Here is a 14,066-nt window from a genome sequence, read left to right on the forward strand (position 1 = left end):
CCACGACAGCCACCGACAGATCCAGCGCAAGGCATCCGAGGAGCCTGTCGAGTAGCAAGTCAGGCGCCCGCGAGGCCGCCGCGCCCATTCTCAATGTCGAGTAGCCGCCGCAGGCGGCGTATCGAGACCACCAGGGGCGGGGATCCATATCTGGATCCCCGCCCCTTGCGCACATCCCGCGCCCCGCGTTGAGTGGGGGACATGACCTCCCTCTGGCGGGCGACCGCGCCGACCGTCGCCCTCGACGAGCCCGGCTCGCGGCGCACGGGCGTCGTCGTCGTCGGCGCCGGCATCACCGGGCTCATGACCGCCGCCCTGCTCACCCGCCGCGGCGCGAGCGTCGTCGTGCTCGAGGCGCGCGAGCCGGGCGCCGCCGCGACCGGCGGCTCGACCGCCAAGCTGAGCCTCCTCCAGGGCGACCGCATGCACCGGATCCTCGGCCTCGCGCGCCGCGAGGCGGTCGAGGCCTTCGTGGCCGGCTCGCTCGCCGGCCAGCGCCGGCTGCTCGAGCTGCTCGCCGAGCAGGGCGAGCACCCCGAGCGGCGGCCCGCCGTCTCCTACGCCTCCACCGCCGACGGCGCCGACGCGCTCGCGCACGAGCTCGAGGCGATGCGCTCGCTCGGCCTGCCCGCCGAGGAGGGCGGCGCCGAGGCCCTGCCGTTCCCGACGGCCGGGGCGATCCGGCTCGCCGACCAGGCGCAGCTGCAGCCCATGGCGGTGCTCGCCGCCCTCGCGGCCGAGCTGCAGGACCGCGGCGGCCGCATCGTGCGCGCTCGGGTGCGGCGCGTGCGCGCGAGCGGCCGCGGGGTGGTCGTCGAGACCGACGCGGGCGAGTGGCGCGCAGGGCAGGCGGTGCTCGCCACCGGGGCCCCCGTGCCCGCGCGCGGCACCGCGGCGCTCCTCGAGGCGCACCGCTCCTACGCCGCGTCGTACCGCACCAGCGCGCGGCTGCCCGAGGTGATGGCGCTCAGCGTCGACTCGCCGAGCCGCTCGCTGCGCACCGCGCACGACGAGGCCGGCGAGCTGCTCGTCGCGGGCGGCCCCGGCCACCTCGTGGGCCGCGAGCACGACCCGCGCCGCCTGCTCGCCGAGCTCGACCGGTGGGTGCTCGCGCATTGGCCCGACGCGCGGCGCACGCACGCGTGGGGCGCGCAGGACTACCGCACGCCCGACCGGCTCCCGTGGATCGGCGAGCGCCTCGGCTCACGGGGACGGGTGCTGCTCGCGACCGGCTTCGACAAGTGGGGGATGACCGGGGGCGCGATGAGCGCGGTCGCGATCGCCGGCCGCATCGTCGGGCACGAGCCCGACTGGGCGCGCACGCTGCGGCGGCGTGGCACGACCCCGGCTGCGGCGGGCCGGCTCGTGGGCACGCTCGCCGCCACTGCCGGAGCGGAGGCGGGTGCGCTGCGCGACGCGCTCGCGCCGGCGACGGTGCCGCTCGAGGGCGAGGGCGCGCTCGGCCGCGACGGGCTGCGGCTCGTCGGCACCTCCACGGTCGACGGCGCCACGCGCCAGGTGTCCGCGTTCTGCCCGCACGTGGGCGCCCTCGTGCGCTGGAACCCAGAGGAGCGCAGCTGGGACTGCACGGCGCACGGCTCGCGCTTCGCCCCTGACGGCGCGCGGCTCGAGGGCCCCGCCGCCTGCGGCTTGCGCCGCCTGCGCGGCGCCGGCTGACGCCCGCCCGCGCGAGCCGCGGCTCGGCGCACACGGGCGGCCGCGCCCGGCGTGGCAGGGTGGATGCGTGCAGGACGTGACCGAGGACCAGTCCGTCGCGCGCTCCTACCTGAAGTGGGCCGCGGTCGAGGCCGAGGAGCGCTCGCCGCGCTACGCCGAGTGGGCGCGCGGCGTGGCCGCCGACCCCGCGCTCTGCGCGGCGATCGCCGAGCTGGAGCCCGTGAAGCGGCAGCCCAACCTGCTCTTCGCCGCCGCTCGCTTCGAGGGCGTGCCGCTGCAGCCGTGGGCCGACGTGCGCGACATGGTCGCGGGCGCCTGGGACCGCATCCGCTCGACCATGCTCGCGCGCATGACGCAGACCAACGAGGCCCGCCGGATGGCCACGCTGCTGCCCGCCATCGCGCACCTGACGGGGCCGATCGCGCTCGTCGAGGTGGGCGCGGCGGCGGGCCTGTGCCTCTACCCCGACCGCTGGCGCTACCGCTTCGGGCCCGGCAGGTACGTGGGCGACGCGAGCCTGCCGCTGCTCGAGACCGAGGCCTCGCCGTCGACGCCCCTGCCCGCCGAGCCGCCGCTGGTCGCCTGGCGCGGCGGCCTCGACCTGCAGCCGCTCGACCCCGCCGACCCCGACACGCGCGCGTGGCTCGAGGCGCTCGTGTGGCCGGATGCGACGGGCGGCGTCGACGGTGCGCGCGTCGACCGGCTGCGCACGGGCATCGCGATCGCTCGGCGCGAGGGCGCCGAGCTGCGCCGCGGCGACCTCACCGCCGACACCCGCGCGCTCGTCGAGGAGGCCGCGAGGCACGCGCCGACGGTCGTCGTCTGGCACTCGGCCGTGCTCGCGTACGTCTCGGCCTACGAGCGCGCCGCCCTCGCCGACCTGATGGGCGAGCTGCCGGTGACGTGGGTCGCCAACGAGGGCGCGTCGCTCGAGATCGGCCCGCCCGCGCCGTGGGCGTCGCCCGGCGACTTCGTGCTGCGGCGCGACGCCGAGCCGATCGCGATCACCGACCCGCACGGGGCGGCGATCACCTGGCTCGACGACATCGCCCGCTAGCCCGCGCCCGCGCGAGCGCCCGGCAGCTAGGCGCCGGCGAGCGGCACCGCGTGCGGCGTGCCGTGGATGCGCACCGGCATGCGGGTGCCGAGCTCGATGCCGATCGCCGACGGCATCCGCATGAGCACCGTGCCGGGCACGCCCTCCGCCTCGGCGAGCAGCAGGCGGTCGTGGCCCGAGTACTCGACGTCGCGCACGGTGATCGGCACTCCGGCGGCGAAGGGCTTCAGCTGCTCGGGCCGCACCACGAGCAACGCCTCGGCGTCGTCGATCGCGCCGGCCGCGACCGGGACGGGGCCGAGCGGCGTGCGCCAGGCATCACCGTCGCGCCTCGCGGGCACGAGCGTCGACTCGCCGAGGAAGGTCGCGAGCCACGCCGAGCGCGGCCGGGCGAAGAGCTCCTCGGCGGTGCCGTGCTGCTCGACCCGGCCGCTGCGCAGCACCGAGACCCGGTCGGCGAGCGCGAACGCCTCCTCCTGGTCGTGGGTGACGAGCAGCGCGGTCGCGCCCGCATCGCGCAGGATGCGGCCGATCTCGCGGCGCAGGCCCACCCGCAGCGTCGCGTCGAGCGCCGAGAACGGCTCGTCGAGCAGCACGATCGACGGCGCCGGTGCGAGGGCGCGCGCGAGCGCGACGCGCTGCGCCTGGCCGCCAGACAGGTCGGCCGGCGAGCGGTCGCCGAAGCCGCCGAGCTCGACGAGCTCGAGCATGGCCCGCACGCGCTCGCCGCGGGGGTCGCGCTCGCTGCGCGGCAGCCCGAAGGCGATGTTCTCCGCGACGGTCAGGTGGGGGAAGAGGGATGCGTCCTGCGGCACCCAGCCGACGCCGCGCCGCTCGGGCGGCACCGTGCGGCGCGCCGTCGACAGCACGCGGTCGCCGACGGCGATCTCGCCGGCCCGCAGCGGCAGGAGGCCCGCGATCGCGAGCAGCAGCGTGGACTTGCCGGAGCCGGATGCGCCGAGCACGGCGTCGACGCCGCCGGAGGGCACGTGCAGGTCGAGCTCGTGCACCACGTCGCCGCCGCCGGGGTGGCCGACGGTGGCGGCGGTGATCCGCAGCTCGCTCATGCGGTGCTCCGCTCGGGGGTCATGGCGCGCTCCGCTCGGTGATCTCGGCGGCGTGCGCCGGGTCGCGCTCGCCGGTCGCGGCGAGCACCAGCATGGCAGGCACCGCCGCGCATGCGACGAGCGCGAGGGCGTAGGGGGCGGCGGCGGCGTACTCGGAGATGTCGGTGCGCGCCCACAGCGCTGTCGCGAGCGTGTCGACGCCGGTCGGGCGCAGCAGCAGCGTCGCGGGCAGCTCCTTGAGGGCGGCGACGGCGGCGAGCAGCGCCGCCACGGCGATGCCGGGCGCGGCGAGCGGTGCGGTGGTGGCGGCGAGGGCCCGCAGCCGGGGACGCCCGAGCGCACGGGCGAGCAGCTCGTAGCGCGCGGGCACCCGCTCGAGCGCCGCCCGCACGCCGCCGACCGCGCGCGGCGTGGCGAGCAGGGCGTAGGCGGCGATGAGCACGCCGACGCTCTGGTACGCCCACGGCACGAGCGAGAGCGAGAGGAACACGAGCGACAGGCCCACGACGATGCCGGGCAGCGAGTGGGCGATCGTGGCGGCGCCCTCGAGGGCGCGGCTGAGGGGCGACGGGTGGCGGGCGGCGAGCAGCGCGACGGGCGCGGCGAGCGCGATCGCGAGCAGGCCCGCGGCGATCGCGAGCGCGACCGAGGTGCCCGCGGCGCCGAGCAGCTCGGGCCAGTCGAGCGCCGCGACCGCATCGGCCGAGGCGGCGCGCGCCAGCAGCACCGCCACCGGCACGCCGATCGCGAGCACCGGCGTGACGACCACCGCGGCCATCGCGAGCGGTGCCCATCCGCCCGCCTCCAGCCGCAGCGGCGCCGCCGATCGCAGGCGCGCGGGCACGGCGGCCCGCCGCACGCGCTGCTCGAGCAGCACGAGCGCGACGGCCGCCACCACCAGCACGAGGCCGAGCAGCGCCGCGTAGGAGCGGTCGAAGCCCGCGCCCATCGCCCGCGCGATGCCGGTCGAGAGGGTCTCGACGCGCATGAGCGAGACGACGCCGAAGTCGGCGAGCGCGTACAGGCCCGCCAGGAGCGCGCCGGCCGTCGCCGCCGGGCGCACGATCGGCCACGTCACCTGCAGCATCGCCGACAGCTGCGTGCGGCCGAGGGAGCGCGCGGCGATCTCGAGCCCGGCGGGCGTCGAGCGCAGCGCCGCGTAGACGGGGAGCGTCACGTACGGGGTCGAGACGATCGTGAGCTGCAGCCACGCGCCCCAGAAGCCCTGCATCGACGGCAGGATCCCGAGCCAGCCGAAGGCGGCGACGTACGACGGCATCGCGAGCGGCAGCGCGGCGAGCGTCAGCAGCGTGCGGGCGCCCGGGAGCCGCAGCCGCGCGAGCAGCGCGGCCTGGAGCGTGCCGAGCGCGCCGACGGCGAGCGCGACGGCGAGCGCGAGGGCGAGGCTCGTGACGAGCAGCTCGCCCGTGCGCGGCCGCAGCACGAGCGGGAGCGCGGCGGCCGGGTCGGCGCCGACCGCGCGCACGACGAGGTAGACGACGGGCGCGGCGAGCAGCGCCACCGACACCGCGCCCGCGAGCGCGAGCGCGCGTGCGCCGCCCCGCTCGGGACGGCGCACGCGCGGCGGCGCTGCCAGCACCTACAGCAGGCCGTGCTCGGCGAGCAGCGCCTGGGTGTCGGCGAGCGACGCGAGGTCGGCGAGGTCGAGGCCCTCGACCGCGAGCGACTCGATCGCCGGCAGCTCGGGGGCCGCCTCGACGCCGTCGACGAGCGGGTACTCGAAGGTCTCGGTGACGAAGTACTCCTGCGCCTCGGCCGAGACGAGGTGCTCGATGAAGGCGAGCGCGTCGGGGTCGCCCTCGGCGCTCGCGAGCAGGCCCGCGCCCGTCACGTTCACGATGCCGCCGGGGTCGCCCGGCAGGAACGCGAGCTGCGCGCGCATCTGGTCGGCGCCGAGCTCGTTGGCGTCCTCGAACCAGTAGTAGTGGTTGATGAGCCCGAAGTCGGCCTCGCCCGACTGCACGAGGTCGAGCGTCTGGCCGTTCGACTCGGTGAGGATCGGCTCGTTCGCGGCGATCGCCTCGACCCACGCGGCGGCCGCCTCCTCGCCCTCGAGCACGCGCATCGCGGTCACGAACGACTGGAACGAGGCGTTGCCGGGCGCGAACGCCACGCGGCCGCGGTACTCCTCGCCGGTGAGGTCGGCGATCGCGGAGGGCACCTCGGCCTCGGCGACGTCCTCGCTGTCGTAGGCGATGACGCGCGCGCGGCCCGTGACGCCCACCCAGCTGCCGTCGGTCGAGGTGAACTCGGGCGGCACGGCGCCGGTGATCTCCTCTGGCAGCGTCGCGAGCATGCCCGCCTCGGCGACGGCGCCGAGCGAGCCGGCGTCCTGCGACCAGAAGACATCGGCGGGGGAGCGGTCGCCCTCCTCGAGCAGGAGCGCCTCGAGCTCCGTCGACGAGGCGTAGCGCACGTCGACGTCGATGCCGCTCGACTCCTCGAACTGCTCGATGAGCGGGTCGACGAGGTCCTCGCTGCGGCCGGCGTAGAGCGTGAAGGCGCCGTCGGCCTCGGCTGCGGCCTCGGTCGAGCCGGTGCTCGCCGAGGGCTCAGGGTCGGATGCGGTGCAGCCGGCGAGCACGAGGGCTGCGGCGGCGAGGGCGGCGGGCGCGATGGCGCGCAGGGCGGAACGCTGCAAGGAGGACTCCTGGAGAGGTGGTGGGCCGGCGGCATCCGGCGCCGCGGCGATGAGGTAAGGGTAGCCTAACTCGCGCCGGATGCCGGCGTCGGCCGCCGGTAGGCTGGTGCGGATGAGCCGCGACGAGGATGCCCTCCGCTGGGAGGGCGACGACGAGCTCGATCGCGCGACCGCCGACGACGGCGACACCGACGCGGGCGCCGCGCCCGGGCCCGACGGCACATCCGCCTCCGACGCCCCGCGCGACGAGCGTCGCCGCGGCCCGCTCGGCTGGCTCATGCTCGCGCTCGCCGCGGCCTCGACCGTCGGCTGGATCGCGATCATGGTGCTCAACCCCGTGCAGCAGCCGAGCCTGCTCGGGCTCGCGATGTACCAGCTGGGCGAGCTGCTCGCGGTGATCGCGCCGCTGCTGTGGTGGTTCTGCGTCGACCGCCTCGCGCCCGTCGGCCGCCGCGCGCCGTGGTGGCTCGCTGGCCTCGTCGTCACCGCGCCGTGGCCGCTCGCGGTCGGAGTGCTCGCATGAGCGCCCGCGAGCCGCGCGAGGAGCGCCCGAGCGACAGCTGGATCGTCGCGCTGCTCTTCGCGCTCGCGTTCGGCTACGACACCGTCGAGGCGATCGCCAACGCCGAGCAGCTGCCGCTGCTCTACGTCGGCGCGGGCATCGAGGGCGCCATCCCGTGGTGGCTGCTCGTGGTGCAGGTGGCGCTGCCGGGCATCCTCTTCGTCGTGGCGCTCTTCGTCGCGCGGCGGATGCGCCTGGTCGGCAAGGCGGGCATCCTGCTGGTCGCGCTCGGCGTGAGCGCGCAGCTGAGCCTGCTCGCCGAGCAGCTGGCGCGGCAGATCGCGATCACCGCGCTCGGCGCGTAGCCCGCGCGCGCGGGCCGCGTCAGATCACGCTGACGAGGATCAGCAGCCCGAGCACGAGCTGCCCGATCGCGCGCGGCACGAGCGGCACCGCGACGGCGCCGAAGCGCTCCGGCTCCTTCGCCGCCTGCGCGTTCGCGGGGAACACGAGGATCAGCAGCGCGATGAGCGCGAGCCCCGCCGCGAACCGCACGCCCCACCACGGCGCGAGCAGGCCGAGGCCGCCGAGGATCTCGGCGACGCCGGAGACGGTCACGAGCGTCGGCGCCCAGCGCCGGTCGGGGCCGGCGAGCCCCGCGGGGATCATCGCCCCCATCGTGCGGCGCACGCGCGGCACGAAGTGGGCGGCGCCCATGCCGATGAAGATCACGGCGAGCAGGATCCGCAGCACGAGCTGCACGAGAGCGAAGGCGTCCATCGCCCCCCATCCTCCCGCACTCCGGTTGCGTCGCATGACGATCGGGCGCCGCCGGCGCACGTGCCGCTCGGTAGGCTGGCTGCGGCACGACGACGTGCTGCGCCCGGGCCGCGCACCCCACGCGCGGTCATCACCGTCAAGGGAGTCCCGCATGTCCAAGCCCGTCGTCCTGATCGCCGAGGAGCTCTCGGCCGCGACCGTCGATGCCCTCGGCCCCGACTTCGAGATCCGCTCGGTCGACGGCACCGACCGCGAGGCGCTCTTCGCGGCGCTCGCCGACGCATCCGCCGTGCTCGTCCGCAGCGCCACCCGCATCGACGCCGAGGCGCTCTCGCACGCGCCGCAGCTCAAGGTGATCGCGCGCGCCGGCGTCGGACTCGACAACGTCGAGATCCCCGCCGCGACCGCCGCGGGCGTCATGGTCGTCAACGCGCCGACCTCCAACATCGTCTCGGCCGCCGAGCTCGCGATCGCGCACATCCTCGGCCTCGCCCGCCACATCCCCGCCGCCGACGCGTCGCTGAAGCGCGGCGAGTGGAAGCGCTCCGCCTACACCGGCGTCGAGCTGTACGAGAAGACCGTCGGCATCGTCGGCCTCGGCCGCATCGGCGTGCTCGTCGCCGAGCGGCTCGCCGCCTTCGGCACGAAGCTCGTCGCCTACGACCCGTTCGTCAGCCCCGCGCGCGCCGCACAGCTCGGCGTCGAGCTGCGCAGCCTCGACGAGCTGATGGCCGAGAGCGACTTCATCACCATCCACATCCCGCGCACGCCCGAGACCGTCGGCCTCATCGGCGAGGCACAGTTCGCGCTCGCGAAGCCGACGCTGCGCATCGTGAACGCCTCGCGCGGCGGCATCATCGACGAGGCCGCGCTCGCCGAGGCGCTGCGCTCCGGCCGCATCGCCGGCGCCGGCATCGACGTGTTCGTCTCCGAGCCGCCGAAGGACGACGCGCTCACCTCGGCCCCGAACATCCAGGTCACGCCGCACCTCGGCGCGTCGACCGACGAGGCGCAGGAGAAGGCCGGCATCGCCGTGGCCCGCTCGGTGCGGCTCGCGCTCTCGGGCGACCTCGTGCCGGATGCCGTGAACGTCGCGGGCGGCGTCATCGACGAGTACGTGCGCCCCGGGATCCCGCTCGCCGAGCGGCTCGGCCAGTTCGCGGCGGGCCTCGCGGCCGGTCCGGTGGAGGCGGTGGATGTCGCGGTGCACGGCGAGCTCGCCGGCTACGACGTGAAGGTGCTGCGGCTGGCGGCGCTCAAGGGCTTCTTCTCGTCGATCGTGAGCGAGCAGGTGACCTTCGTCAACGCGCCGGTCATCGCCGAGTCGCGCGGCGTCACGAGCGACCTGTCGGCCGACGAGCGCAGCGACGAGTACCGCAACGTCGTCGAGGTCGTCGTCGCGTGCAGCGACGGCCGCCGGGTGAGCGTCGAGGGCACGCTGACGGGGCCGAAGCAGGTCGAGAAGATCGTCGGCGTGAACGGCCAGTCGGTCGAGGTGCCGATGGCCGAGCACTTCGTCGTGATGGAGTACGTCGACCGCCCGGGCATCGTGGCCGCCTACGGCGCGGCCTTCGGCGAGGCGTCGATCAACATCGCCGGCATGCAGATCGCGCGCACGGAGGCGGGCGGCGACGCGCTGTCGATCATCACGATCGACCAGGCGGCGCCCGACGCGCTCGTCGAGCAGCTCGGCGCGGCGATCGAGGCGACGACGATCCGGCAGATCGAGATCCGCCCGCTCTGAGTCGCGTCGCGACCCTGGCCCGTGTCGGCGCCCGGCGGTAGCGTCGCGCGCATGGACACCACCGCATCCGCCCGCATCGCGCTCGTGCCCGGCTTCTGGCTGGGCGCCTGGGCGTGGGACGACGTCGCGCCGCTGCTGCGCGAGCAGGGCCACGACGTCGTCGCGCTCACCCTGCCGGGCCTCGAGCCCGACCACCCCGCGCGCGGCGAGGTGACGCTCGACGAGCAGGCCGACGCGATCGTCGCGGCGCTCGGCGACGGGCCGGCGGTGCTCGTCGCGCACTCGGGCGGCGCGCTGCCGGCGACGCTCGCGCTCGACCGAGCCGTCGACCGGGTGGCGCGCACGGTCTGGGTCGACACGGCGCCCGTCGTCGACGGGGCGGCGATGGATGCGTCGTCCACGGCCGACGTGCTCACGCTCGACGAGCGGTGGGACGACGAGCTCGCCGACGGCTCGATGCGCGACCTGACCGACGCGCAGCTCGCCGAGTTCCGCGAGCGCGCCGTGCCCCAGCCGGGCCGCACGGTGCGCGACGCGGTGCGCCTGACCGACGAGCGTCGGCTCGACGTGCCGGCGACGGTCGTGTGCACCGCGTACTCGGCCGCCGACTACCGCTCGTACGCCGAGCAGGGCGTGCCGTTCCTCGCGGGGCTCCTCGAGCACCGGGCGATGACGCTCGTCGACCTGCCCACGGGCCACTGGCCGATGTGGTCGAGGCCGGTCGAGCTCGCGCAGGTGATCGGCGAGGCCGCTCGCCGATCCGCCTGACTCAGGCCGTCGCGGGCAGCACGACCCACACGCTCGCACCGCCCGAGCGGGCGTCGTCGATCCCGATCCGGCCCCCGTGCGCGCGGACGATGCGCCGGCACGTCGACAGGCCGAGGCCGAGGCCGTCGGCGTGCACCGCGTCGCCGCGCTCCATCGCGTCGAACACCCGCTCGCGATCGTGCTCCGGCACACCCGGCCCGTCGTCGTCGACGGTGATGCGCCAGCCCGAGGTCAGCGCGTGGGCGCCCACTTCGACGCGCGCGCCGCGCCCCGCCGCTCCGCCGTGCTGCAGAGCGTTCGACAGGAGGTTCTGGAGCAGGAGCCGCAGCAGCACGGGGTCGCCCGAGACGACGGGCAGCGGCCCGGCGTCGACCCGGGCTCCGGTCGTCACGATCAGCGCGTCGAGGTCGTCGAGCGTGTCCGCCAGGATCCGGTCGAGGTGCACGTCCTCGCGGCGCGCGGCCCCGCCGGCCCGCGCGTGGTCGAGCAGGCCGTCGACCATGGCGCCCATCCGCGCGGCGGCGCCCTCGGCGCGCGCGATCGCGGCCGCGGCAGAGCCGATGTCCTCGCTCGACGAGGCGAGCTCGAGGAAGCCGACCAGCGCCGACAGCGGGTTGCGGAGGTCGTGGCTGACCTGTGCCGCGAAGTGCGTGAGCTGCTCGTTCGACCGGTCCAGCTCGCGCGTGAGCCGCCGCAGCTCGAGCACCTCGACGACCTGGTGGGAGAGCAGCTCGAGCGCTCGGCGCTCTCTCGCTCCCAGCTCGCCCGGCGCCTCGTCGAAGATGCACAGCGTGCCGATCGCGACGCCGTCGGGGGTGCGCAGCGGGCTCGACGCGTAGAAGCGCACGCTCGCGATGTCTCCGGTGACGAACGGGTTCTCGCGGAACCGCGCGTCCTCGCGGGCGTCTCGCACGACGACGGGCTCCGGGTGCTCGAGGACGGCGTTGCACATCGAGTCCTCGCGCGCGCACACCCCCGGCTCGAAGCCGATCGAGGCGATCTGGTGCTGGTGCTCCTCGTCGATGATGTTGATCACCGCGGTCGGCACGCCGCAGATGGTCGCGGCGAGCTCGACGAGGGCTTCGAGGTCGCTGCCCGCGGGCGTGCTGAGCACCCGGTACTCGTGGATGGCATCGCGCCGAGCGATGTCCTGGGTCGTGCTCATCGCGCCCTCCGCGCTCCGTCGTGCTCCGATCCTCCGGCGCGACACACTCTAGGGCTGGCGCTGGCGCCCTGCGGCCACGGCGCGCTCCGGCTCAGGCGCCCAGCCGGCGCGCGACGGCGATGAGCCGCTCGATCTCGACCTCGGCGCGGCCGGGCTCGAGCGCGCCGAGCGCCGAGCGCAGGTAGACGCCGTCGGACATCAGCACGATCGCGAGCGCGAGCTCCTCGTCGCCGAGCCGCGCAGCCAGCGCCGCGACGTACTCGTCGTCGAGCCGCTGCAGCGCCGCGCGCGCACCGGCGCCGGCGGGGGACTGCGCGAGGCGCACGAGGGCGACCGTCGCGCGGTCGAGGTCGCTGCCCTCGGCGACCGAGGTGCGCAGGAACCGGCCCACGAGGTCGTCGGCGGCGCGGAGCGACTCGAGGTCCTCGGCCCCGAGCAGCTCGAAGCGCTCGATGAGCCCGGCCTCGAGCGCGGCCTTCGAGCCGAAGTGGTAGAGCAGCCCGCCCTTGGAGACGCCCGCGCGCTCGGCGACCGCCTGCACGGTCGCGGCGCGCTCGCCGCCCTCGATGAGCAGCGTGATGTACGCGTCGAGCAGCTGCGCTCTGGCGGGGGAGTCACGGGGCACGGCATGAGCATAGCGTTGCTAGCCAACCGTCCAGACGGTACAGTAACGGGGCCGCGCGCCGCCCGCGCCGGCCGTCACCCGACCAGGAGCCCGACCATGGACATCCGCCAGCAGACCCTCGCCATCGACGAGGCGACCGCGCCGCGCGCCGGCGCGCGCGAGTGGGTCGCGCTCGCGGTGCTCATGCTCCCGGTGCTGCTCGTCTCGATCGACAACACGGTGCTGGCGTTCGCGCTGCCGCAGATCTCGCTCGCGCTCGAGCCCGACGCCGCGCAGCAGCTGTGGATGGTGGATGCCTACGCGCTCGTGCTCGCCGGGCTCCTCGTGGCGATGGGGAGCCTCGGCGACCGCTTCGGCCGCCGCCGCATGCTGCTCATCGGCGCCACCGGCTTCGCCGTGGTCTCGGTGCTCGCCGCCTTCGCGCCCACGGCATCCGCCCTCATCGCCGCCCGGGCTGCGCTCGGCCTCTTCGGCGCGATGCTCATGCCGTCGACGCTCTCGCTGCTGCGCTCGACCTTCCCGCACCGCGACCAGCGCCGCGTCGCGATCGCCGTCTGGGCGACGGCGTTCTCGGTCGGCTCGGCGCTCGGCCCGACGGTGGGCGGGGTGCTGCTCGAGCACTTCGCCTGGGGCTCGGTCTTCCTCATGGCCGTGCCCGTGCTGCTGCCGCTGCTCGTGCTCGCGCCGCTGCTCGTGCGCGAGAGCCGCGACCCAGCGCCCGGCCCCATCGACCCGCTCGGCATCGCGCTCTCGATCGCAGCGCTCGGCGCCCTCGCCGCGACGATCAAGCACGTCGCGGTGGAGGGCCCCGACCTCCTCGCCGTCGCGCTGCTCGCGGTCGCGGTCGTGGCGGGCCTCGGCTTCGCGCGCCGCATGCGCTCGGTCGACGAGCCCATGCTCGACCTCGACCTGCTGCGCGTGCCCGCCTTCTCGGGGGCGATCGCGATCAACCTGCTGAGCGTCGTCGCGCTCGTCGGCGCGCTGTTCTTCCTCACCCAGCACCTGCAGCTCGTCGAGGGGCTCTCGACGCTCGACGCGGCGCTGCTGCTCGTGCCCGGCACGATCGCGATGGTGCTGGCGGGCCTGGGCGTCGTGCGCATCGTGCGGCACGTGCCCGCGCACCGGGTGGTGGCGGTGGGCCTCGCGAGCTCGATGGCCGGCTACCTGCTCGTCGCGCTCGCGGGCGACGCGCTCTCGCCGCTGCACGTCGCGATCGCCTACGTGCTGCTCGGCGCGGGCGTCGGCGCCGCCGAGACGCTCTCGAACGAGATCGTCGTCTCGACCGCGCCGCCCGCCAAGGCGGGCGCGGCGAGCGCCGTCTCCGAGACCGCGTACGAGCTCGGCGCCGTGCTCGGCACCGCGGTGCTCGGCGGCATCGTGAGCGCCGTCTACCGCGCGTCGATCACGCTGCCCGACGGCGTCGCATCCGCCGACGCCGACGCCGTGCGCGAGACGCTCGCCGGCGCGCTCGACGTGGCCGAGCGCGTGCAGGGCGAGCTCGGCGCCGGCGTCGCCGAGGCCGCGCGCGCGGCCTTCGACCAGGGGGCGCTGTGGACCGCGCTCACCGGGGCGGCGCTCATGGCGGCGGCCGTCGTCGTCGCGCTGCGAGCACTGCGTCGCGCGTAGGCCGCCGGGACGACGCAGCGGCGCCGCCCCGGGAGGGACGGCGCCGCTGCGGTGCGGGGGATGCTCAGATCAGGTCGTCGCGGCGCTCGGTGCGCTCGACGCGCGTGCCGGTCTCCGGGTCGACCGCCGTGCGCGACACCTGGCTGGTGCGGCCGGAGCGCGCGGCCATGACGATGCCGATCAGCGTGACGAGAGCACCGGCGCCGAGGAGGATGTAGCCGATGAGGGTCCAGTTGGCGCCGTCGACCTGCCACAGGGCGGGGACCGCCCAGGCGACGATCGCGCCGACTGCCATGAGGAAGATGCCGAAGCCGATGCTCAAGGTGCACTCCGTTCGTTGGTGCAGCCCGGGACCAGGCCGCTTGCAGGGAATGTACCCGCCGCTCCCTGGCA

Annotated in this window: 14 protein-coding genes; 7 read left to right on the top strand and 7 right to left on the bottom strand. The window is 75.9% G+C overall.

The window, feature by feature from the left end; all coding sequences use genetic code 11:
* Nucleotides 1-201 precede the first annotated feature (201 nt).
* Complete coding sequence (locus tag J2X49_RS06340) at nucleotides 202-1,677, top strand: FAD-dependent oxidoreductase (RefSeq protein WP_310124032.1); 1,476 nt, start codon at nucleotides 202-204, stop codon at nucleotides 1,675-1,677.
* A gap of 67 nt (nucleotides 1,678-1,744) precedes the next feature.
* Nucleotides 1,745-2,734, top strand: a complete 990-nt coding sequence (locus J2X49_RS06345) for a DUF2332 domain-containing protein (protein ID WP_310124034.1) — start codon at nucleotides 1,745-1,747, stop codon at nucleotides 2,732-2,734.
* Nucleotides 2,735-2,760: 26 nt separating this feature from the next.
* Here J2X49_RS06345 and J2X49_RS06350 read toward each other — a convergent pair whose 3' ends face one another.
* Genes J2X49_RS06350 through J2X49_RS06360 form a run of 3 tightly spaced genes read right to left on the bottom strand, consistent with a single transcriptional unit; the run spans nucleotide 2,761 to nucleotide 6,463 of the window.
* The gene (locus J2X49_RS06350; RefSeq protein ID WP_310124036.1) at nucleotides 2,761-3,801 is read right to left on the bottom strand and encodes an ABC transporter ATP-binding protein; all 1,041 of its coding nucleotides are present in this window, start codon (nucleotides 3,799-3,801) and stop codon (nucleotides 2,761-2,763) included.
* 19 nt (nucleotides 3,802-3,820) lie between these two features.
* A complete protein-coding gene (locus tag J2X49_RS06355; RefSeq protein ID WP_310124039.1) occupies nucleotides 3,821-5,401 on the bottom strand; it encodes an ABC transporter permease subunit in 1,581 nt (526 codons plus the stop codon).
* On the bottom strand, nucleotides 5,402-6,463 hold the full coding sequence (locus tag J2X49_RS06360) for an extracellular solute-binding protein (protein ID WP_310124042.1): 1,062 nt from the start codon (nucleotides 6,461-6,463) through the stop codon (nucleotides 5,402-5,404). It lies immediately after the preceding gene.
* A gap of 112 nt (nucleotides 6,464-6,575) precedes the next feature.
* On the opposite strand from J2X49_RS06360, the gene J2X49_RS06365 reads away from it, so the two are divergent.
* Nucleotides 6,576-6,986 (top strand): hypothetical protein, encoded by a 411-nt coding sequence (locus J2X49_RS06365; RefSeq protein WP_310124045.1) that lies wholly within the window; start codon nucleotides 6,576-6,578, stop codon nucleotides 6,984-6,986.
* On the top strand, nucleotides 6,983-7,330 hold the full coding sequence (locus J2X49_RS06370) for a hypothetical protein (RefSeq protein ID WP_310124048.1): 348 nt from the start codon (nucleotides 6,983-6,985) through the stop codon (nucleotides 7,328-7,330). Before J2X49_RS06365 ends, J2X49_RS06370 begins: the two co-directional genes overlap by 4 nt.
* 19 nt (nucleotides 7,331-7,349) lie before the next feature.
* Here the strand turns inward: J2X49_RS06370 and J2X49_RS06375 are convergent, their stop codons facing one another.
* Nucleotides 7,350-7,745 carry a DoxX family membrane protein gene (locus J2X49_RS06375; protein WP_310124051.1) on the bottom strand — a complete coding sequence of 132 codons (396 nt, stop codon included), beginning with the start codon at nucleotides 7,743-7,745 and terminating at the stop codon, nucleotides 7,350-7,352.
* Between the two features lie 151 nt (nucleotides 7,746-7,896).
* On the opposite strand from J2X49_RS06375, the gene serA reads away from it, so the two are divergent.
* On the top strand, nucleotides 7,897-9,489 hold the full coding sequence (gene serA / locus J2X49_RS06380; RefSeq protein WP_128190279.1) for a phosphoglycerate dehydrogenase: 1,593 nt from the start codon (nucleotides 7,897-7,899) through the stop codon (nucleotides 9,487-9,489).
* 51 nt (nucleotides 9,490-9,540) lie between these two features.
* Nucleotides 9,541-10,257, top strand: a complete 717-nt coding sequence (locus J2X49_RS06385; RefSeq protein WP_310124055.1) for an alpha/beta fold hydrolase — start codon at nucleotides 9,541-9,543, stop codon at nucleotides 10,255-10,257.
* A gap of 1 nt (nucleotide 10,258) precedes the next feature.
* On the opposite strand, the gene J2X49_RS06390 is transcribed toward J2X49_RS06385, so the two are convergent.
* Entirely contained in the window at nucleotides 10,259-11,422 is a 1,164-nt protein-coding gene (locus J2X49_RS06390) for a GAF domain-containing sensor histidine kinase (protein ID WP_310124056.1), read from the bottom strand.
* Between the two features lie 91 nt (nucleotides 11,423-11,513).
* Nucleotides 11,514-12,047 carry a TetR/AcrR family transcriptional regulator gene (locus J2X49_RS06395; protein WP_146356506.1) on the bottom strand — a complete coding sequence of 178 codons (534 nt, stop codon included), beginning with the start codon at nucleotides 12,045-12,047 and terminating at the stop codon, nucleotides 11,514-11,516.
* A gap of 96 nt (nucleotides 12,048-12,143) precedes the next feature.
* Between J2X49_RS06395 and J2X49_RS06400 the strand changes: the two genes are divergently transcribed.
* Nucleotides 12,144-13,673 carry an MFS transporter gene (locus J2X49_RS06400; RefSeq protein WP_310124061.1) on the top strand — a complete coding sequence of 510 codons (1,530 nt, stop codon included), beginning with the start codon at nucleotides 12,144-12,146 and terminating at the stop codon, nucleotides 13,671-13,673.
* A gap of 64 nt (nucleotides 13,674-13,737) precedes the next feature.
* Here the strand turns inward: J2X49_RS06400 and J2X49_RS06405 are convergent, their stop codons facing one another.
* Nucleotides 13,738-13,995 carry a DUF6458 family protein gene (locus J2X49_RS06405; RefSeq protein ID WP_128190274.1) on the bottom strand — a complete coding sequence of 86 codons (258 nt, stop codon included), beginning with the start codon at nucleotides 13,993-13,995 and terminating at the stop codon, nucleotides 13,738-13,740.
* Between the last annotated feature and the right edge of the window lie 71 nt (nucleotides 13,996-14,066).

Origin of the sequence: Agrococcus sp. BE272 (assembly GCF_031457935.1) — a bacterium.
In the GTDB taxonomy this organism is placed as follows: domain Bacteria; phylum Actinomycetota; class Actinomycetes; order Actinomycetales; family Microbacteriaceae; genus Agrococcus; species Agrococcus sediminis.

What these genes read in the sequence shown, in the direction of transcription:
- J2X49_RS06365 (WP_310124045.1), top strand. Translation starts at nt 6,576, where the DNA reads ATGAGCCGCGACGAGGATGCCCTCCGCTGGGAGGGCGACGACGAGCTC.
- J2X49_RS06340 (WP_310124032.1), top strand. Translation starts at nt 202, where the DNA reads ATGACCTCCCTCTGGCGGGCGACCGCGCCGACCGTCGCCCTCGACGAG.
- J2X49_RS06390 (WP_310124056.1), bottom strand. Translation starts at nt 11,422, where the DNA reads ATGAGCACGACCCAGGACATCGCTCGGCGCGATGCCATCCACGAGTAC.
- J2X49_RS06400 (WP_310124061.1), top strand. Translation starts at nt 12,144, where the DNA reads ATGGACATCCGCCAGCAGACCCTCGCCATCGACGAGGCGACCGCGCCG.
- serA (WP_128190279.1), top strand. Translation starts at nt 7,897, where the DNA reads ATGTCCAAGCCCGTCGTCCTGATCGCCGAGGAGCTCTCGGCCGCGACC.
- J2X49_RS06385 (WP_310124055.1), top strand. Translation starts at nt 9,541, where the DNA reads ATGGACACCACCGCATCCGCCCGCATCGCGCTCGTGCCCGGCTTCTGG.
- J2X49_RS06350 (WP_310124036.1), bottom strand. Translation starts at nt 3,801, where the DNA reads ATGAGCGAGCTGCGGATCACCGCCGCCACCGTCGGCCACCCCGGCGGC.
- J2X49_RS06370 (WP_310124048.1), top strand. Translation starts at nt 6,983, where the DNA reads ATGAGCGCCCGCGAGCCGCGCGAGGAGCGCCCGAGCGACAGCTGGATC.
- J2X49_RS06375 (WP_310124051.1), bottom strand. Translation starts at nt 7,745, where the DNA reads ATGGACGCCTTCGCTCTCGTGCAGCTCGTGCTGCGGATCCTGCTCGCC.